Source organism: Streptomyces flavusporus (assembly GCF_046267975.1).
Lineage (GTDB): Bacteria > Actinomycetota > Actinomycetes > Streptomycetales > Streptomycetaceae > Streptomyces > Streptomyces flavusporus.
Window position 1 is genome coordinate 3,710,046 of the sequence record NZ_CP176503.1, and the last position, 19,064, is coordinate 3,729,109.

The 19,064-nt window shown below is 69.1% G+C and carries 14 protein-coding genes and 1 pseudogene; 6 read left to right on the forward strand and 9 right to left on the reverse strand.

Annotation, left to right across the window (positions count from 1 at the left end):
* Nucleotides 1–11: 11 nt before the first annotated feature.
* Nucleotides 12–938 (reverse strand): S1 family peptidase, encoded by a 927-nt coding sequence (locus ACKTSN_RS17490; protein WP_409469983.1) that lies wholly within the window; start codon nucleotides 936–938, stop codon nucleotides 12–14.
* A gap of 181 nt (nucleotides 939–1,119) precedes the next feature.
* Nucleotides 1,120–1,842 carry a hypothetical protein gene (locus tag ACKTSN_RS17495; protein ID WP_409469984.1) on the reverse strand — a complete coding sequence of 241 codons (723 nt, stop codon included), beginning with the start codon at nucleotides 1,840–1,842 and terminating at the stop codon, nucleotides 1,120–1,122.
* 126 nt (nucleotides 1,843–1,968) lie between these two features.
* On the opposite strand from ACKTSN_RS17495, the gene ACKTSN_RS17500 reads away from it, so the two are divergent.
* Nucleotides 1,969–3,180 carry a pyridoxal phosphate-dependent aminotransferase gene (locus ACKTSN_RS17500; protein WP_409469985.1) on the forward strand — a complete coding sequence of 404 codons (1,212 nt, stop codon included), beginning with the start codon at nucleotides 1,969–1,971 and terminating at the stop codon, nucleotides 3,178–3,180.
* A 101-nt stretch (nucleotides 3,181–3,281) separates the two neighbouring features.
* Entirely contained in the window at nucleotides 3,282–3,704 is a 423-nt protein-coding gene (locus tag ACKTSN_RS17505) for a hypothetical protein (protein ID WP_409469986.1), read from the forward strand.
* A gap of 399 nt (nucleotides 3,705–4,103) precedes the next feature.
* Here ACKTSN_RS17505 and ACKTSN_RS17510 read toward each other — a convergent pair whose 3' ends face one another.
* On the reverse strand, nucleotides 4,104–5,330 hold the full coding sequence (locus ACKTSN_RS17510) for an RNA-guided endonuclease InsQ/TnpB family protein (protein WP_409469987.1): 1,227 nt from the start codon (nucleotides 5,328–5,330) through the stop codon (nucleotides 4,104–4,106).
* 172 nt (nucleotides 5,331–5,502) lie between these two features.
* On the opposite strand from ACKTSN_RS17510, the pseudogene ACKTSN_RS17515 reads away from it, so the two are divergent.
* Nucleotides 5,503–5,802: pseudogene (locus ACKTSN_RS17515) on the forward strand (hypothetical protein); the annotation flags it as partial.
* Here the strand turns inward: ACKTSN_RS17515 and ACKTSN_RS17520 are convergent.
* Both ACKTSN_RS17520 and ACKTSN_RS17525 read right to left on the reverse strand, forming a co-directional pair.
* On the reverse strand, nucleotides 5,792–7,537 hold the full coding sequence (locus ACKTSN_RS17520) for an Ig-like domain repeat protein (RefSeq protein WP_409469988.1): 1,746 nt from the start codon (nucleotides 7,535–7,537) through the stop codon (nucleotides 5,792–5,794). The pseudogene ACKTSN_RS17515 and the gene ACKTSN_RS17520 sit on opposite strands and share 11 nt — an antisense overlap.
* A 291-nt stretch (nucleotides 7,538–7,828) precedes the next feature.
* On the reverse strand, nucleotides 7,829–9,652 hold the full coding sequence (locus ACKTSN_RS17525) for a phosphoenolpyruvate carboxykinase (GTP) (RefSeq protein WP_409469989.1): 1,824 nt from the start codon (nucleotides 9,650–9,652) through the stop codon (nucleotides 7,829–7,831).
* A gap of 340 nt (nucleotides 9,653–9,992) precedes the next feature.
* Between ACKTSN_RS17525 and trhA the strand changes: the two genes are divergently transcribed.
* The 3 genes from trhA to ACKTSN_RS17540 all read left to right on the forward strand — a co-directional run bounded on the left by trhA (nucleotide 9,993) and on the right by ACKTSN_RS17540 (nucleotide 12,245).
* Nucleotides 9,993–10,706, forward strand: a complete 714-nt coding sequence (gene trhA, locus ACKTSN_RS17530; RefSeq protein WP_409469990.1) for a PAQR family membrane homeostasis protein TrhA — start codon at nucleotides 9,993–9,995, stop codon at nucleotides 10,704–10,706.
* Between the two features lie 147 nt (nucleotides 10,707–10,853).
* Nucleotides 10,854–11,480 (forward strand): TetR/AcrR family transcriptional regulator, encoded by a 627-nt coding sequence (locus ACKTSN_RS17535; RefSeq protein ID WP_409469991.1) that lies wholly within the window; start codon nucleotides 10,854–10,856, stop codon nucleotides 11,478–11,480.
* Nucleotides 11,481–11,513: 33 nt separating this feature from the next.
* Nucleotides 11,514–12,245, forward strand: a complete 732-nt coding sequence (locus ACKTSN_RS17540) for a Mut7-C RNAse domain-containing protein (protein ID WP_409469992.1) — start codon at nucleotides 11,514–11,516, stop codon at nucleotides 12,243–12,245.
* 167 nt (nucleotides 12,246–12,412) lie between these two features.
* Here the strand turns inward: ACKTSN_RS17540 and ACKTSN_RS17545 are convergent, their stop codons facing one another.
* Genes ACKTSN_RS17545 through ACKTSN_RS17560 form a run of 4 tightly spaced genes read right to left on the reverse strand, consistent with a single transcriptional unit; the run spans nucleotide 12,413 to nucleotide 18,919 of the window.
* Complete coding sequence (locus ACKTSN_RS17545; RefSeq protein WP_409469993.1) at nucleotides 12,413–14,818, reverse strand: galactose oxidase-like domain-containing protein; 2,406 nt, start codon at nucleotides 14,816–14,818, stop codon at nucleotides 12,413–12,415.
* Nucleotides 14,815–16,020, reverse strand: a complete 1,206-nt coding sequence (locus ACKTSN_RS17550; RefSeq protein ID WP_409469994.1) for a glycosyltransferase — start codon at nucleotides 16,018–16,020, stop codon at nucleotides 14,815–14,817. Before ACKTSN_RS17550 ends, ACKTSN_RS17545 begins: the two co-directional genes overlap by 4 nt.
* A complete protein-coding gene (locus tag ACKTSN_RS17555; protein WP_409469995.1) occupies nucleotides 16,017–17,660 on the reverse strand; it encodes an ArnT family glycosyltransferase in 1,644 nt (547 codons plus the stop codon). The genes ACKTSN_RS17550 and ACKTSN_RS17555 overlap by 4 nt, the downstream gene beginning before the upstream one ends.
* The gene (locus ACKTSN_RS17560) at nucleotides 17,657–18,919 is read right to left on the reverse strand and encodes a glycosyltransferase (RefSeq protein WP_409469996.1); all 1,263 of its coding nucleotides are present in this window, start codon (nucleotides 18,917–18,919) and stop codon (nucleotides 17,657–17,659) included. Before ACKTSN_RS17560 ends, ACKTSN_RS17555 begins: the two co-directional genes overlap by 4 nt.
* Between the last annotated feature and the right edge of the window lie 145 nt (nucleotides 18,920–19,064).

Below are 19,064 nucleotides of genomic sequence, written 5' to 3' on the forward strand. Positions count from 1 at the left end.
CCCTGGCCTGCCTACGGCTTGGGCAGGGTGCAGCCGCTCGCCGACAGGTCGAGCTTGTTGTCGATCCCGAAGCAGGCGGCGAGCTGGTGGGTCTGCTGGGCGTAGTTGATGCCCTGGCGGACGGTGACGTTGCCGTTCGCGTCGACCTCGCAGGGGTTGTTCATCGTGCAGCGCTCACCGTCCTCGTTGCCGGTGTTGTTGACGGCGACGACGCGGCCGGTGCTCTGGTCGACGACGGGCGAACCCGACGTACCGCCGATGGTGTCGCAGGCGGAGGTGTAACGGACGGAGTCCTTCCAGGTCCAGTCGGCCTCCTTCAAGCTGTGCGCGAAGCCGTCTATGGAGCAGTTGTAGATCCGCTTCCAGTAGCCGGAAACGACGCTGATGGCGGTGCCCGCGGCCGGGCGCGTGTCGCTGAGCGTCAGGGGGCTGATGCCGTACGAGCTGCTGATCTGCGCGTAGGTGGTGGTGAGCTGGTAGATCGCCACGTCCGTGTCGGTCATCGTCGAGTAGGCGATCTTGTTGGCGCGCAGGGTCGCGATCCGCGCACCGGAGGAGTTCAGCAGGCCGAAGCTGCGGCTGGAGGCCTGGTCGACGACGACCTCGCCGGGGCCGGGGAAGCCGGACTCCAGGCAGTGGCCGTTGGTCATCACGAGCGCCGGGTCGTTGTCCTCGGAGTCCGGCATGCGGACGACGGAGCCGGAGCAGTTGCTGAGCGAGACGGTGCCGGCGAAGTCGACGGCCTGGGCCGACGGTGCGGTGAGCCGCGACACGCTCGCCGTGGTGGACGTGACCACGTCGTGGACCACGGACGTGATCGTGTCCGTGTCCGCGGCCGTGCTCGAGCCCGTGGGGGTGGGCTCGGCCGCGACCGCGGGGGCCGCGCCGGCCCCGGCTATCGCCAGGGCCGAGAGCGCGACGACGAGAGGTTTTCTCATGTGTGGGGGTCCCCTCTTGCGACGAGGGCGACCGGAAATCTTCCGGTCGCCCGCAGGTTTGTCATGCACATTGTTATGCTGCGCACGCGAGGGGACAAGGAGTTGTTCCTGGCCGGGGACCGTTTCACGCCGGACGTCGCCGGATCTCCACGATCACCGCATGAGATCACCGCATGGGCGGCTACTTGGGCCCCTTGGTGCCGCCCTGCCCTTGGCCGGGATTGTCCTTCGACCGCCCAGGGGGTGGGGTGGCCGTGACGGGAGCGGAGGTCGTGGTCGCGCCGGCGGTGGGGGACCCGGTCGAGGGGTCCTTCGTCGTCGTCCCGGCCGGCGCGGAACCGCTCACCGAGGGGGACGGGGCGGCGGACGCCGAGTCGGACGACTCCCCGGTGCCCGACGGGCCGTCGGCCCGCGCCGCGTCCGACGCCGGGGCCCGGCCCGGCTCCGTGGGCGCCGCGGACTCCTCGGACTCCCCCGTCGTGGCCCCCGTGCGGTCACCCTTGCCCTGGGTGCCGGACGGCGACCCCGAGAAGGAGAACCCGGCGATCAGCGCGGCCGCCGAGACGGCACCCACGACTCCCGCGGTCACCGCCACGCGCCGCGAGCGCCAGGGACCGGGCTTGCGCCTGGAACGCCGACCGGAGCCGTGCCGGTGCGACTCCGCGCCGACCCGGCCGTCTCCCCGGCCCTCGCCGATCGCACCGCCCTCCCCGCTCTCGCCGTCGGCGACCGGAGGCAGCTCGCGCGTCTCGTCGTACGCGTTCTGCCAGCCGTGGGCGGCCGCCGGATCGGCGTACTCGTCGTACACCGGCGACGGGGCGGCCTGCGGGTGGTACACGTTCGGCGGCCCCGCGGGTTCGTAAGGGCCGTTCGCCCCGTTGCCGTAGTGAGGTGGCGTGGACACGGCCGTGGATTCCAGGGGCGGAAGGGGCTGGTGGGACAGCGTTCGGCGATAACCACCCAAAGCGCCGCGTCTCATGTGGCGGAAAGCACGAGCCGTGCGGCGTTACCCCACCGTAAGCTCCCTGTCATGCAGGTGATCCAGTCGACGAAGCTCGCCAACGTCTGTTACGAGATCCGGGGCCCGGTACTCGAGGAGGCGATGCGGCTCGAGGCGGCCGGACACCGCATCCTCAAGCTGAACACCGGCAACCCGGCGGCCTTCGGCTTCGAGTGCCCACCGGAGATCCTGGAGGACATCCTCCGCAATGTCTCCACGGCCCACGGCTACGGCGACGCCAAGGGCCTGCTGGCCGCACGCCGGGCGGTCGTCATGCACAACCAGACCCTCGGTATCGAGACGGACGTCGAGCACGTCTTCATCGGCAACGGCGTCTCCGAACTGATCACCATGGCGATGCAGGGCCTGCTGGACGACGGGGACGAGGTCCTCGTACCGGCCCCGGACTACCCCCTGTGGACGGCGGCGGTCTCCCTCGCCGGCGGCACCGCGGTCCACTACCGCTGCGACGAGCAGTCCGACTGGATGCCGGACCTCGCCGACGTCGAGCGCAAGGTCACCGACCGCACCAAGGCGCTCGTCATCATCAACCCGAACAACCCGACCGGCGCGGTCTACGACGAGGCGATGCTCAAGGGCCTGACGGACATCGCCCGCCGGCACAACCTGCTGGTCTGCTCGGACGAGATCTACGACAAGATCCTCTACGACGGCGCCACGCACACCCCCACCGCGGCGGTCGCCCCCGACCTGCTCACCCTCACCTTCAACGGCATGTCGAAGGCATACCGAGTGGCCGGCTACCGGGTCGGCTGGATGTCGATCTCCGGCCCGCGCGCCCACGCCGACTCCTACATCGAGGGCCTGACGATCCTGGCGAACATGCGCCTGTGCGCGAACATGCCGGGCCAGCACGGGGTCGTCGCCGCGCTGAGCGGACGCCAGTCGGTCAACGACCTCGTACTGCCGGGCGGGCGTCTGCGGGAACAGATGGACGTGGCCTACGAGATGCTGACGCAGATCCCCGGCGTCACCTGCGTCCGCCCCAAGGGGGCGCTGTATCTCTTCCCGCGTCTCGACCCCAAGGTCTTCAAGATCAAGGACGACCGCCGGATGGTCCTGGACCTGCTGCGCCGGGAGAAGATCATGGTCGTCCACGGCACGGGCTTCAACTGGCCGGAACCGGACCACTTCCGGGTCGTGACGCTCCCGACGATCGGCGATCTACGGGACGCGGTCGGCAGGATCGGCACGTTCCTGGACGGCTACAGCCAGCACTGACGCTCACGCTGCGTGGACACCCGGCTCACTTTTGTGAACGGGCTCAACTTTAGACGAAATCCAAGCTAGGATGGCTTCTGCCGAACACAGGAGGCCATCCCATGTACGAGCCGATCCGCACCAAGTCGGTCCACACGACGATGGCCGGCAGCACCACCGACTTCCCCCACCGGTCCCGTGAGGAAGAGCTGGACATCCAGCTCGCGGGCCATCTCGCGGCACTGCTCGCCGTCACCGACGAGCTGCGCGCGCTGGCCCCGTCCGCCGACCTGGACACCGCGGCCACCCGGCTCGCCGACCAGGTGGCCCGGCTGCGGGGAGGAACCGCGCCGGCCCGCACGTCGGTGACGGCGACCGCCGCCGAACCCCATCTCGCCGCCCTGCACCGACGCGCCCACACCCTCGCGGGCCGTGCCCTGGTCGTCGCGGCATCCCGCGCGGACACGGCGGCGGCGATCCTTACGGCGGAACGCATGGATGCGCACGCCGCTGCGCTCGAGCCCCGCGGGGTCGCGTCCCGCTAGGGCTTGCCGGGAAGGCGCCTTGAGCCCGCCGGGCTCCCTTGACGGCCCCGGTCCGCGTGCACCCGCAGCGACGCGCGGATCGGGTGCCATGACACTGCGTTCGCTTTGGCGGGGCTTTTGGTTGCATCGGTTGCGAGGGGCGTTCCGCGAGCACTCCCCAGAGTGAGACGTGTCGCAGGAATCGTTCTCGCGGTGCGCTGCGCGTTGCTGATCGGCGGAGTGTTGACCTCCTCCATCGCCCTGAAGGGCCAGGATTCTCCGCCTGCCGATGGCCACCGTGAGTGGAAGACCACCGGCTTCGGGTGGGTTCCTGTTTCCTCCCCACCCAGCGTGGGGGTTGTGCGCGCTGCCGGACCTCGCCCGGTCTTACGTGCACTCCACAGGCGTTTACCGCCGCCGTTACCGGCGTCGGGCCCCCGGTCCGGGGGTGGGTGGTGCTGGTGCTGTCGTGGAGGCCGCGAGAACCCGACGCCCTTCATTGCGGACGTTCCGCCCGGCATTCCAGTCCCGGTCGTGCCGGACCTCGCAGTTCGGGCACGTCCAGGTACGTACGTGCAGCGGCTTGGGGCCGTCGCGATGCCCGCAGACGGAACACGTCTGCGAGCTCGGGAAGTCGCGGGCGACCTTGACGAAGGTCCGCCCGCGCCGGGCAGCCTTGTACTCACAGAACCTCACGAATTGGGCCCAGCCCGCGTCGTGCACGCTCTTGGCCAGACGGCCACGTGCCATCCCTCGCACGTTCAGGGTCTCCGCGAAGACGGCTTGGTTCTCGCTCGTCAGCTTGTGAGACCACTGGTGGTGGAAGTTCCGGCGGGCATCCGACACTTGGGCATGAGCGCGAGCAACCCGGACACGGGCCTTGTCCCTGTTCTTGGATCCCTTCTTTTTCCGCGACAGTTCACGCTGCCGCTTCTTGAGCTTCTTTTCCGCCCGCCGCAGGTACTTCGGCGAGGTGATATGCGTCCCGTCCGCAAGCACAGCAAACCGGGTCAGACCCAGGTCGATGCCCTGGTCCCCGTCAGTGGGCGGCAGGACATCGGCGGCCGGGTCGGTCTCGACCACGAAGGAGACCCAGTACCTGCCGGACCGGTCCTTGATCAGCGTCACGCTCGACGGAGCCGAGGGAAGATCACGGGTCCACTTGACCCGCACGTCCCCGACCTTCGGCAACCGCAGCCTGCCGTCCTCGGTGATCTTGAACCGGTCGGAGAGGGTGAACCGGGCGGTCTGCCGGTTGTCCTTGCGGGACTTCCGCCTCGGAGGCTCGATCTTCGGGCCGGACCGCTTGCCCGCCTTGGACTCCTCGTGCGCCTTCCACGCCGCATCCAGATCCCGCAGGGTCTGCTGCAGCACACCGACCGGCGCATTGGCAAGGAACGCCCGCTCGGGATTCTTCTTCGCAGCGGTGATCAGCAGCTTCCCCAGCTCGGCGGCCTTCGGGACCGCCCAGTACGGGCCTTGCGCCAACCGGTGCTTCGGGCTGCCGAGCCGCTTGTTCGAGGTCTTACGTGGCTTGGTGATCGCCAAAGCGTCGTTCCAGACCACGCGCCTGCACCCGAACACACGGGCGGCACTGATGCCCTGGCCCGGCGTCAGGTAGGCGCGGTACTGGTAGCGAAGCTGCATGTGATCACCGTAGGAATCAGTCACAGCGCCTTCATTCGAAAGATCACAATCGGCGGGAACTGCACACTGCTTGAGCACCAGCGCTCGATCCCCTCCGGTCGCATGTCGGTTCGAAAGCTCACCGGACGCCCTCGGTGAGCTCGGGGCGCACCCGACAGCCTTCATTGCGTAACTCGACCCCGGCTGGGTCGCGGAGCTGCTCGCGCACGACCCGGAGGGCGTGCACGTGCTCTCCCGTGTCGTGCGGCGCGATCTTCCCGAGGCCGTCGACAGCTTCGTACGCACGCGCTGGTGGACGAGGATGGCACCCGGCACCGAATCCCCCGAGTTCCATCTGGAGCGGCAGCTCGGCCTGTTGAAGAAGGAGGCCGAGCACCTGGGGGCGGGCCTGCGCGAGGTGGAGGCCCGCCCCCAGGAGTCCCACACCCGGTATCTGCAGGACCGGCGCGGGACGGGTGGCGTCACCGCCTGACGTAGACCGTCGCCGAGGCCGTCGACGCCTCGTGCAGGTCGTCGCCCGGCCAGCTGACCGTGTAGGTCGCGTCCCCCCGGGTGCGCGGCAGGTCGTTGACGGTGAACGTGCCATCGGCGGCGACGGTCACCGACGACAGCGTGCCGCTGCCGAGGCGGTCGGTCCGCTCGACCTTGAGCACCGCCCGGTCCGGCAGCGCCTTGCCCTGCGCGGTGAACATGCCGGTCATCTGGACGCCCGTGCTCAGCGAGCCCTCCTCGGGCGCGGTGAGCGCGATCGAGGTGGGCGCCTTGCCGACGGACACCGTGGTGGTTATGTCCTCGGCGGGGCGGTGGGTCAGGTCGCCGAGGAAGGAGACCGTGTAGGTGGCGTCGCCGACGAGGTCGGGCTCGTCGAGGACGGTGAAGGTGCCGTCGTCCTTGACGGTGAAGGTGCCCAGGTCGTGGGTGCCGTTCGCGTCGGTGCGGGTGGCCTTGACCTTCAGGGGCTCGGCGGGCGCGGGGCCGCCCTGCTCCAGCTTGCCGCGCACGGCCAGCGGTTCGCCTGCGACGGCCTGGATGGGGCTGTGGGTGAGGCCGCCGGTGAAGCGGGCGTCGTACTGGACCGCCGGGGGCTGGATGATGTGCAGCCAGAACTGGTTGCCGGCCGCGTTGGTCGTGACCGCGAACAGGCGGGAACCGTCCGCCGACCACTCCATGCCGCGCGGCACGACCTTGTCGCCGTCGAGGCTGCCCTCGAAGACGAACTCCAGCGGGGCCGTGGAGTCGGTGGGGTCAGCGGGCTGCACGAGCAGGTCGGGTGTCGAGCCGGTGGCCGACGCACCGCGCGCGATGTACTTACCGTCGCCGCTGAAGGCGACCGAGCTGGCGGTGGCGCCGGACGGGAGCGCCGGGTAGCCGGTCGCCGCGTCCGACAGGTCGTCGGCGTTCAGCAGCCGGGTGCCGTACGCGGCGTCGGCTACGGCGATCTTGGCACCGTCCGGGGAGAACGCCATGTCCTTGAAGTCCAGGGCGCCCTTGCCCGCGCTGTCGGCGAAGCGGCGCGCGGCCCCTCGTACGAGGCTGTCGCCGCTGGTGTCGAACACCGTGACGAAGGGGTTGGCCGCGTTCGCGTTGAGCGGCTGGCCCATGAGCATCTTGTTGCCGGGGCCGGACTCCAGCTGGAGCTCGCCGTAGTCGTTCCAACCGGTGCGTGTGTGGGCGCCGTTGATGATCGCGTCCACATAGGTGCCGGCGGTGGCGCACTGGGAGATGTACTGCGAGTACGGCGTCGTGAAGTACAACTGGCCGCCGGAGTAGGCGAGATCACGCCCGCAGGTGTCGGTGTTCGCGTAGGCGACGAAGGTCTTCTGGAAGGTGGTGGTGTCGATCGACTCGATCCGGTCCCGCAGACCGGCGTAGACCTTGGTGCCGTCGGCACTGAGCGCGAGCCCCGAGACGTGGTAGGTCGTGGTGATCGTCGTGAGGCGTTCGCCCTGGAAGTTGTAGACGGCGATGGTGCCGCTGTTGCCGGAATAGCTGGTGTTGCTGTCCGCGACGAAGATCCGTTCGTGAACGTTGTCGACCGCCAGCGCCGAGTACGACGAGATCGGCAGCTTGACCACGGCGTCCGACGCCGCCGCGTGTGCCGCGGGCGCGGCGGCGACGGTCAGGCCGGTACCGGCGAGTGCGGCGGCGAGCAGTGTGGCCGCGAGACGTCTGGGACGGTGTGCGCCATCAAGGCGTGCAGTATTCAACTGTGCCCCCCACAGGCTGTGTTGGGTGCTCACTGGATTCAGTGAGCACCTGTGATGAACATGAAACAGCCGTGAAGATCCTTCGATCAAGGGGACGCACCCGACGACATACAGGCGAGGGCCTGTCGTCGCGCTTCCGTCGGGGCGGACGGGGCACGACGACAGGCCCAGGGCTCCATACGCCGTTGTACGGAACCTCGCCGGTCTGTGGTGCTGTCACCGCGGCCGGCCGTGACGATGTTGCTGGTCAGGGCACACTCGGAGCCGGCCGCGGCGTCATGGGGGGCTGTCTCAGCCCAGGCGCTGCACCAGGGCGTGGTACTCGTCCCACAGCTCCTTGGGCGTGTGGTCGCCGAAGGTGTTGAGGTGCTCGGGGATCAGCGCGGCCTCCTCGCGCCAGACCTCCTTGTCGACGGTGAGCAGGAAGTCGAGCTCCTCGTCGGCCAGTTCGAGGCCGCCCGTGTCGAGGGCCTCCTTGGTCGGCAGGACGCCGATCGGGGTCTCGACACCCTCCGCCCTGCCCTCCAGGCGCTCGACGATCCACTTCAGGACGCGGCTGTTCTCGCCGAAGCCGGGCCAGACGAACTTGCCCTCGTCGTTCTTGCGGAACCAGTTGACGTAGTAGATCTTCGGCAGCTTGGCCGGGTCCGCGGACTTGCCGACCTTGATCCAGTGGGCCATGTAGTCGCCCATGTTGTAGCCGCAGAACGGCAGCATCGCGAACGGGTCGCGGCGCAGCTCGCCGACCTTGCCCTCGGCGGCGGCGGTCTTCTCGCTGGCCACGTTGGCGCCGAGGAAGACGCCGTGGTTCCAGTCGAAGGACTCCGTCACCAGCGGTACGGCGGTGGCGCGCCGCCCGCCGAAGAGGATCGCGGAGATCGGCACGCCCTTGGGGTCCTCCCACTCGGGCGCGATGATCGGGCACTGCGCGGCGGGGACGGTGAAGCGGGCGTTGGGGTGGGCGGCCGGGGTCTCGGACTGCGGCGTCCAGTCGTTGCCCTTCCAGTCCGTCAGGTGGGCCGGGGTCTCCTCCGTCATGCCCTCCCACCAGATGTCGTTGTCGTCCGTCAGCGCCACGTTCGTGAAGACGGAGTTGCCCCACAGCGTCTTCATCGCGTTGGCGTTGGTGTGCTCACCGGTGCCGGGCGCGACGCCGAAGAAGCCGGCCTCGGGGTTGATGGCGTACAGCCGGCCGTCCTCGCCGAAGCGCATCCATGCGATGTCGTCGCCGATCGTCTCGACGGTCCAGCCGGAGATGGTGGGCTCCAGCATGGCGAGGTTGGTCTTGCCGCAGGCGGACGGGAAGGCGGCGGCGACGTACTTGGGCGAGCCCTGCGGCGGGGTGAGCTTGAGGATCAGCATGTGCTCGGCGAGCCAGCCCTCGTCGCGGGCCATGACGGAGGCGATACGCAGGGCGTAGCACTTCTTGCCGAGCAGGGCGTTGCCGCCGTAGCCGGAGCCGTAGGACCAGATCTCGCGGGTCTCCGGGAAGTGGGAGATGTACTTGGTCTGGTTGCAGGGCCAGGGGACATCCTGCCGGCCGGGCTCCAGCGGGGCGCCGAGCGAGTGCACGGCTCGCACGAAGAAGCCCTCGGAGCCGAGCTCGTCCAGCACCGCCTGGCCCATGCGGGTCATCGTGCGCATGGAGACGGCGACGTACGCGGAGTCGGTGATCTCCACGCCGATCGCGGCCAGGGGCGATCCGAGCGGGCCCATGCAGAACGGCACGACGTACATGGTCCGGCCCCGCATCGAGCCGCGGAACAGGCCCTTCTCGCCCTGGAAGATCTCCCGCATCTCCGCAGGGGCCTTCCAGTGGTTGGTCGGGCCGGCGTCCTGCTCCTTCTCGGAGCAGATGAAGGTGCGGTCCTCGACACGTGCGACGTCCGTCGGGTCGGAGGCCGCGTAGTAGGAGTTCGGGCGCTTGATCGGGTCGAGTTTCCGGAAGGTGCCCTTCTGGACGAGCTCCTCGCACAGTCGCTCGTACTCGGATTCGGATCCGTCACACCAGACCACGTTGTCCGGCTGCGTCAGTTCGGCGATCTCGTTCACCCAGGAGATCAGTTCCTGGTGGTTGGTCGGGATGACGGGGGTAGCCGATATGTCGCGCGCCACGGTTGCTCCTAAATGAGGGTTTTTTTGTCCTTTTGCCCCGTGGGGGCTGCGACCCGGATGCTGCGCAGTACCGATCGCTACGCGCTCATCCGGTGCCGACTGCACTCATTTGATCATCCGAGGTGAGTGCGCATTTGTCCAGAGGACCGCCCACCTGAGCGGCGTGAGCCGGCCCACGCACCTGGGCGTTTCTCTCCGTTTCTTTACGTGCACGTTGGGTTCGGATGACCGCCTCTTGGGGCGGAAGGGGTCGCCGGTACCCCCAACTTCCGTGAGATGATGGCCACTCCCGTCGCCACACCGATCCGTAACTTACGGTTCCGTAGGTACGATGCCCTCCATGACTGCGCCCGCTTCCGACGCGCCGAGGGACACGCCGGTCGCCGACCGGGTATCCAGTGCGCTCTCCCTGCCGCACCCGATCAAGCCCAAGCTCCGCGGCTGGCTGCACCTCGGGATGTTCCCCGCGGTGCTCGTCGCAGGACTGGTCCTCACCGCCCTCGCGGACTCCCCGCGCGGCCGCCTCGCCTGCGGGATCTACGCGCTGACGGCATGCCTGCTGTTCGGCGTGAGCGCGCTGTACCACCGGGGCAACTGGAGCCCGCGCATGGACGGCGTACTGCGCCGCCTGGACCACTCGAACATCTTTCTGATCATCGCCGGTACCTACACACCCCTGACCCTGCTGCTCCTGCCGGGCGCGAAGGGGCAGTGGCTGCTGTGGGGCATCTGGGCCGCCGCAGCGGCCGGCATCCTCTTCCGCGTCTTCTGGGTGGGCGCCCCGCGCTGGCTCTACACGCCCTGCTACATCGCCATGGGCTGGGCGGCCGTCTTCTTCCTGCCCGACTTCATGCGCACCGGCGGTATCGCCGTCCTCGTGCTGGTGATCGTCGGCGGTGTCCTGTACAGCGCGGGCGGCGTGGTCTACGGCATCCAGCGCCCCAACCCGTCACCGCGCTGGTTCGGCTTCCACGAGGTGTTCCACTCGTTCACGCTGGCGGCGTTCGTCGTGCACTACGTGGGGATCTCCCTGGTGGCGTACCAGCACCCGTAGCACCCCGCCCCCTTCAGGGCCACGGCTTGCGGGCCGTGGCCCTTTTGCATGCCCTGACAGCGACACCCCATTGATGGTTACTTGATTTTGACAGCGACTCTCAATTCACCCTTTTGTCGCCGAGCCGGATGCCCGACAATGACCACCATGACAGCCCCCCGCCTCGCCTCCCCCGCCGACCGCCCCCAGCCGGGACTCCGGGAGCGGAAGAAGATCAGGACGCGCGAGGCGATCCGCACCGCGACCTACGAACTGATCGAGGAGCAGGGGTACGACGCCACGACGATCGAGCAGATCGCCGACCGTGCCGAGGTGTCGCCGTCGACCGTCTTCCGTTACTTCCCCACCAAGGAGGACATCGTCCTCACGGACGAGTACGACTCGCTGCTGGAGGAGTTCCGGGCCCGGCCCGCGGACGAGCCCTGGCAGGACTCCCTGCGCCACATCACACGCAGGGCCATCGGCCTGGGCCTCGGCGAGGAGCCCGGGATCACCCGACTGCGCTGCCGGCTGATCGCGGAGGTCCCGGCGGTGCGCTCCCGGCTGATGGAGAGCCTGTCCGCCGCCGGGCCCCTGCTCGCCGAGGCCATCGCGGCGCGCACCGGACGCGACCCGGAGAGCCTGGAGGTACGCGTGTTCACCATGTCCCTCATCGGCGGTCTGATGGAGATCTCCCCGTACTGGGCGCGCACCGGCTTCCGCGACGATCCGGCCGACCTCGTCGACCGCGCCCTGGCCGTCTACGACCGCGGCCTCGGCGCCGAAAATCCCTGAGGCCCGCGCCCGCTCCCATGCCATCCTGATCAGGTGAACGGACCCGAGATCCACGTCGAATTCGACCCCGAACTGGCCCTGTTCGTCCCGAACACCAGGCGCCGGGGCGCCACTCGGCTCGCCATCGACGGCGTCTCGACGCTGGGCCATGTCATCGAGTCCGTCGGCGTCCCGCTCACCGAGGTCGGCGCCCTCGTCGTCGACGGCCACGAGGTGCCGACCGCGCACATCCCGAAGGACGGCGAGTCCGTGCACGTCCGCGCCGTCGAACGCCCGCAACGGGTGCCCGGCGCTCCCCTGCGCTTCCTCCTCGACGTGCACCTCGGCACGCTCGCCCGCCGGCTGCGGCTGCTCGGCGTGGACACGGCGTACGAGTCCACGGACATCGGCGACCCGGCCCTCGCCGCCCGCTCGGCCGCCGAGCGGCGCGTCATGCTCAGCCGCGACCGTGGCCTGCTGCGCCGCCGCGAACTGTGGGCCGGCGCCTTCGTCTACAGCACCCGCCCCGAGACCCAACTCCGCGACGTCCTGGACCGGTTCCGCCCCGAACTGCGCCCCTGGACCCGCTGCACCGCCTGCAACGGCCTGCTGAAGGAGGCCACCAAGGAGGAGGTGGCGGACCAGTTGGAGGGCGGGACTCAGCGGACGTACGACGTCTTCGCGCAGTGCACGGAGTGCGGGCGCGCGTACTGGAAGGGCGCGCACCACGAACAGCTGGTGGCGATCGTGGAGGACGCGTTGAGCATGCGTACTCAGGACGGTTGAGTAGCAGTGCTCCAGCATCCCGGGCGGAGTGCTGTACGGCTTGTTCTGGGCCGCTGTCGTGCTCGGTGTGCTGGCCCTGCTGTGGCCCCGAACCCGGTGGACGCCCGCTCGAGCCGGGGCCGTTCTGTTGCAGTGGGGCGCTCAGCTCATGCTGGGAACCCTGATTCTCAGCGGCGCCTGAGGTCGCCCTTTCCGCAGGCCACGCCGTCCTTGTTCGGGTCGAGGCGGAGGGGGTCGTCCTTGCCGTTGACCTTCAGGCGGCCGTAGTCGTTGGCCTTCAGCCAGGTGCAGCGGGCGGCCGTCGTCTTCTTCACCTCGGACGGGAAGGTGGTCGGCACGCAGACGTTGGCCGAGCCGTAGTGCCGGTCGCAGCCGGCAACGGTCGTGCCGACCTTCTGCGAGGTGCGCTTCTTGCCGGGGCCCGTGACCTTGCCGGACAGGTCGTCGGCGAAGGAGTGGACGTGCGCCGAGGCGTCGGTGGCGCTGAGGGCCTGCGGGCCCTGGAGGTGCACCCACTTGGCGACCGACGGCACCCCATTGGCGTCGACCGCGAAAAGCATGTACCAGCCGGGCGGGGCCAGGTTGGGGTTGCTCGTCACGTTCAGGTCGATGGTGTTGTCGTCCACGCTCAACGGAAGATCCACGAACCGCTGGTTAGGGTCCGACGAGTGCGTCACCGCGGCCGGGCGGATCAGCTCCGCCTTCGCGATGGGCCGGTCCACCGTGATCCGCTGGGTGTCGCCGTAGTTCCACTCGGTGTCGATCACCGAGGTGATCGTCGGGCGCTCGCCCTTGAGGAGATAGGGCGGGGTGTAGATCGACACGTTGTGGTTCCAGGAGCCGTTGCCCGGGTTGTCGCCGGTGGTCATCACCCGGCCGTCGGGCAGCAGGAACGCCGAGGAGTGGTAGCCGCGGGCCTCCGGGTCGGCGGCCACCGGGTCGAAGGTGTTCGTCGCCGGGTCGTAGATCGACGACTCGAAGACCGGGTTGGCCCGGTTGTGCAGGGCACCGCCGGTCTCGAGGACCCTGCCGTCCGGCAGCAGCACCGCGGAGACGTACATCTTGCCCTGGCCCCCGGTCTGCGGGACCGGCCCGTTGCCGAGGTCGACGGTGCCCTGCGGAAGCGGCGGGCCCGCAGCGTAGGACGGGTTGGGCTCCTTGAGGTCGATGACATCGGTCAGCCGGTTCGCCTCCGGGTTGGAGTCGATGTTGCCGCCGCCGACGGTGAGGACCTTCTGGTCCTGCGCCGGCGGCAGCAGCACGCTCGCCGACTGGTCGCGCTCGTCCTTGTTCTGCAGACCGGGCACCTGCGTGATCGTGTTGGCGTCGTAGTCGTAGATCGCCGAACCGGTGCCGGGGATGTTGTTGCCGAAGACATGGCTGCCGGAGTAGAAGAGGCGGCCGTCCTGCATCAGGATCATCGACGGGTACAGACCCCAGTAGGACCAGGTCTGGTTGACCTTCCACAGCTCGAGCCACTTCTGCTCGGCGTCCGACCACAGCTCGGCGGTCACCGAGCCGGTCGAGTCCTCCTTCAGCCCGCCGAAGGAGATGACGTCACCGTTGCCGAGGATGGTCGCGGACGGGTACCAGTGCCCGTCGTTCATGTCGTTCGTCTTCGTGTACGTCTCGGTCTCGGGGTCGAAGATGTACGAGTCCTTGTACCCCTGGTAGCCGATCGTGCCGTCCGCCGACGGGTAGCCCTTGTTGCCGCTCATCACCAGCACCCGCCCGTCCTGGAGCTGGACGTGCCCGGCGCAGAACATGTCGTCCGGCGTGGGGATGACCTTGTATGTGCCGTTCTGCGGGTCGTAGACCGCGGAGGTGAACGTGCCCGCCTCGAACATCTCCGGGTCGTTGCCGGAGCCCGCGATCAGCAGCACCTTGCCGTTGTGCAGGACGACCGAGTGCATCGAGCGGACCGGGTTCTGCGCGGGCAGCACGTCCCACCTGCCGTTCGCGCACTCCTCCGGCGTGCCCGTGCACTCGGGGTCCGGGACCGGGTCGGCGACCTGTTCCATCGTGTAGTCGTCGGTGGTCGCGGAGCCGGTGCCGTAGACGGAGACGCCCCAGCTGACGCGGTCGGTACCGGCCGGGACCTCCGGGGTGCGGACCGTGGCCCGGGTCCAACTGCCCGCCATCTCCAGCGTCTTGAGGTCGGTCCAGTACTGCCAGCCGGCCGTCGTGTCGTGCCGGAACAGGGTGATGTTGGCGTCCGGCGTCGTCGTCTTGTACCAGAGGGAGAGGTCGTACTGCTTGCCGACCGTCACCACCGGCGCGCAGTCCGCGGACTCCGTGATCAGCGCCTTGCGGTCGCCTTCGACACGGCGGGTCAGCTCGACCTTCATGGCCTTGCTGCCGGAGTGCGCGTCCGGGGTCGTGGTGAAGCTGAAGTCGTTGTCGCCCCAGCCGGACTTCGACCAGCAGTACGGCATGTCGCCGGTGCCGGCCGTCTCGAAGCCGGGGTTCTTGATGAGGTTGGCGGCGGAGGCGGACTGGGGTGTGGTCAGAAGCAGGCCACCGGTGAGGCCTGCGACGGCCAGGAGTGCGGTTCTTCTGCGGCGTTTGTTCACACGGCTCTCCTTGCTGTGCGGCTCCCGCGCTCGGGTGTCCGACTCCGGCGCGGCAGATAGACCAGCGCTTCGGTACCGACGAAGCGCAGGACGAAGGTCGTCACCAGCGCGAGCGCTGTGGCGGGCAGCGCGCCCATCCCGAACGCGCCGACCAGCAGCGCGATCAGCGGGATGCGCAGCACCAGGTCGGCGTTGGCGAGCAGCGCGAACCGGCCGAGCCGGTCCCAGAAGCGCCGGTGCCGGCGGCGGTCGCGGAACAGCAGCCGCTCGATGAGCAGGAAGTTCCAGGCGACGCCGAGCTGGTTGGCGAGGATCTCGGCCGGGAGGTAGTGCATGCCGAGGGAGGTGAGGGCCCACAGCCCGAGCAGGTTCGGAACGAAGCCGGTCGCACCGATCAGACCGAAGACGATCATGCGGGCCACCGGTGAGGCGGTGCGCAGTCCGACCAGGTGGCGCAGGAAACGAAGGCCCTCCTGCGCGGTCGACTTGGACTCGCCCGCGAACCGGTCCTGGAAGACGAACGGGACCTCGGTGACCCGGCGGGGGCGACTGCGCACGGCGAGTTCGAGGAGGATCTTGTAGCCGAGGGGCTGGAGGACCTCGGCCGTGACCGCGCTGCGGCGCACCGCGAAGAAGCCGCTCATCGGGTCGCTGATGCCGTGCAGCCTGCGCGGGAAGAGAGTCTTGGTCAGCCAGGTGGCCGCTCTGGACACGGCCACCCGGTAGCTGCCGGCCAGCCCGGCCCGGCTGCCGCCCTTGATGTAACGGGAGGCGACGACCAGTCCGGCGTTCGCCCGCTCGCCGGTCGCCACCAGCTCCGGGACCAGGGAGGGCGGATGCTGGCAGTCACCGTCCATGACGACGATCCAGTCGGAGCCGGCCGCCTTCATGCCCTCGACCACCGCACCGCCGAGCCCGCCGACCGGCTCCTCGCGGTGCAGCACGGTCACCGGGAACGGGCAGTCCTGGGCGGCCTCGCGGATCACCTGCGGGGTGTCGTCGGTGGAGTCGTCCACGAAGACGACCTCGCAGGGCAGCCGGGACGGCACCGACTCGGTGATCTGGTGCAGCAACTGACGGACGTTCGCCGACTCGTTGAACGTCGGTACGACGATGGTGACGGCGCCCGGCTCGGGAACCTCCACGGCGTATGCGGCCGGGTCACCCAGCTCGCCGGGGACGGTGGACTCGTGGCCGCTCATCGGGCGCCTCCCACGGTCTGGATCTGCCGGATCTCGATCCGGTCCTCACCGGTGCCGAAGACGGCGACCGGAGTCGAGTTCTCCATCGCTGCCCTGACGTTGGGCAGATCGACCGCGTCCCGCCGTACCGTCGGCGAGGCGACGACGTAGTCGAGGTCCCGCCAGCCGCGCGGCATCGTCTTCGTCACCGCGGGGTCGAGGTCGGCCTTGTAGAACCAGATGACGCCGAGCCCCGGCTGGTACCCCTCGTGCACCAGGTCCAGCCAGAGCGCGTCGTCGACGAGTACCCGGGTGCCCTTCGGGTCCTCGACCTCCGTGGCCAGCCACGTGGAGGCGGCCCGGTAGGGGGCGTTGGCGTCGGCGGTCATGGCGGTGCGGTCGCCGTCGTACCAGCGGGGGACGACGTAGGCGCCGGCCGCGAGCGCGAGGACGGCCGCGAGCGCGTACCGCCCGCCGGTGACGTACCGCTTCTCGCCGTCCCGGCGCCATCTGTGCAGCACCAGGTGGGTCACACTGGCGGTGCCGCCGGCCAGGACGAGGGCGAGGAACGGCAGCGCCTGGATGATGTACATGGCGGGCAGGTAGCCCGGCCGCATGGCCATCCCCGCGAGGATCGCCACGGCGAGCGCGGGCCCGGCGAGCGCCCGTGCCGTCACCGACCAGCGCCAGGTGAGCAGGAGCAGCAGGGCGCCGGCGAGTCCCCCGAGGGGCAGGACACGGTCGTAGTACAGCCAGGACTGGAGCACTCCGTGGGAGCCGGTGCCGGGTTCGAGGATGAAGCCGGAGCCGGGGCGGCTCATCTGGTAGACGATGCCGTCCCACAGCGAGACGTGCCCGTCGCCCGGCAGCAACTCGCCCTTCAGCAGGGCGAAGAGGGGATACGAGATGCCGATGAGCGCGCACGCGGTGATCGCCCCGGTGAGCGCGAACTTCCGGGTGTCGCGATGACTGTGCCGCCACATGGTGACCATCACGGCGGGCAGGACGAGCAGCATCGTCTCCTTGGTGAGCACGGCCGCGGCGGCCGCGATGCCCGCGCCGAAATGGTGCCAGAGGTGACGGCTCGGGGAGGCCGCGAGGCAGAAGGCCAGCAGCGTCCACATCACCGCGATGTTGTCGAGGAAGATCTCGCGCTGGAGGACCACCGACAGCGGGGAGAGCCCGAAGAGCACCATGCCGAGCCCGGCCGCCCAGCGGGGCAGCGCGAGGCGGCGGCCGAGGACATAGACGAGGACCGCGCTGACCGCGCTGATCAGCAGCATCATGACCCGCATCGAGCCCACGGTCATCGACTCGGGGGCGAAGTACGCAGGGATCCAGGTCAGGATGGCGATCTGCACCCAGCCGAAGGGCGGGTGGTCGTACCAGTACGTGTAGTGGGCGAGACCCCGGCCCTCCTGTACGGCCCAGGCCTGGGCGAGGTAGGTGCCCTCGTCGTCGCTGAAGGTCGGGTAGTCGGCGATGTTCCAGCCCTGCACGACGAGGATCGCCACGAGGAGGACACCGCACAGGATGAGGTCGGGGCGCGAACTGTGCAGCCGGAGCGGAGGTGCTGTTCGGCCGGCCGAACCGGTTCTGGGCGCAGCTGTCCGCTGCGCGGGGACCTTGACTCCGGTCGCCGCGGGAAGTGTGGAGGTCACGCAGGAACGTCCTCTCGGTTCACGTGCGCGAGATGTGCGCCGACGTGGCTGGTCAACTCCCAGTCGTTGCGGCCGCGTTGCTCACGCCATACGGCGCGGACCGCGGCCCCGGCGAGCAGCACCTGGTAGAAGGGGCCGCCGACGATGAGCTTGAGGTAGTGCACGAATCGGACCCGGAGCCCGTACTGCTTGCCGAAGTCGTGCAGGCCGACAAGCTCGAAGACAAAGGTGACGAGCGCGGTGACGGCCGGCAGGAAGGTGATGAAGGCGACGCCGACCGGGACGTCCAGGAAGAGCGCGATGGCCACGTTCAGCGGGATGATCACGCCGGAGATCGCCTGCAGGTACGGCGTCATGAGGGTGTAGCGGGCGAGCAGCCGCTGCCGGAAGCCCGGGAGCTGCTTCCAGTCCTTCTTCCGGTAGACCTGGAGGAAACCCTGGTTCCAGCGGGTGCGCTGCTTCAGCAGGGACATCAGGCTGCCCGGGGTCTCCTCGCGGGTGACCATGTCGGAGTCGTAGGCGACGACGACCTTCTTGCCGACGCTGGACAGGCGCACGCCCAGATCGCAGTCTTCGGCGAGGCAGTTGGGGTCCCAGCCGTCGGCCTCGCGCAGCACCTTCGTCCGCACGAAGACGGTGTTGCCGCCGAGCGGGATGAAGCCCTTCTGCGCGTGCAGGTGCAGCCGCGAGCGGAACCAGAAGAAGTACTCCAGGCAGTTGCGCAGGCTGTACCAGCTGGAGTGGAAGTTGATCAGCTGCACACCGCCCTGGACGACGTCCGCGCCGGTGGACCGGAACGCGTGGTCGACATGGGCGAGCAGTTCCGGATGGACCTGGTCCTCCGCGTCGAAGACCCCGACGACATCGCCGCGGCAGTGCGGCAGCGCCGTGTTCATGGCCTTGGGCTTGTTCTTCTTCTCGTGGGTGTCGACGACGACCCGTACACGCGGGTCGCGGGCCTCCGCCCGCCGGGCCACCTCGGTGGTCTCCGGGTCGTCGTGCCCGACGATGACGATGATCTCGAAGTCGGTGTGTGTGGACTCCAGCAGCCGCTGGATGGTGTGGTCCAGCACGGCCTGCTCGTGCCGGGCCGGAAGCAGTAGCGAGAACGACAGGTGCCCGCCGCCGTCCGGTCGGCTGAAACGGGTGGACGCGAGCACTTCGGGCGTACGCCACGCGTGCATCTGCCACCACAAGGTGAACGCCGCCATCCAGAACAGGGCCAGTGAAACGGCAGCGATGAAGACAGACGTCAGCAACAGATCCCCCCAGATCCCCAAAACCCCCCTGCCGAGACGGCGAGTCACCGCCGTCTCGGCACTGTGGAGAGAGTAGGGGGGAAGTGTGAAGCTCGGAAGCTGTTCCGATAAATAGCGTGTTTCGTACTGGTGGGCGGCTAGTGAG

Coding starts and splice junctions, on each gene's coding strand:
- trhA (WP_409469990.1), top strand. CDS start 9,993: ATGACTGCGCCCGCTTCCGACGCGCCGAGGGACACGCCGGTCGCCGAC.
- ACKTSN_RS17505 (WP_409469986.1), top strand. CDS start 3,282: ATGTACGAGCCGATCCGCACCAAGTCGGTCCACACGACGATGGCCGGC.
- ACKTSN_RS17550 (WP_409469994.1), bottom strand. CDS start 16,020: ATGAGCGGCCACGAGTCCACCGTCCCCGGCGAGCTGGGTGACCCGGCC.
- ACKTSN_RS17535 (WP_409469991.1), top strand. CDS start 10,854: ATGACAGCCCCCCGCCTCGCCTCCCCCGCCGACCGCCCCCAGCCGGGA.
- ACKTSN_RS17500 (WP_409469985.1), top strand. CDS start 1,969: ATGCAGGTGATCCAGTCGACGAAGCTCGCCAACGTCTGTTACGAGATC.
- ACKTSN_RS17510 (WP_409469987.1), bottom strand. CDS start 5,330: ATGCAGCTTCGCTACCAGTACCGCGCCTACCTGACGCCGGGCCAGGGC.
- ACKTSN_RS17490 (WP_409469983.1), bottom strand. CDS start 938: ATGAGAAAACCTCTCGTCGTCGCGCTCTCGGCCCTGGCGATAGCCGGG.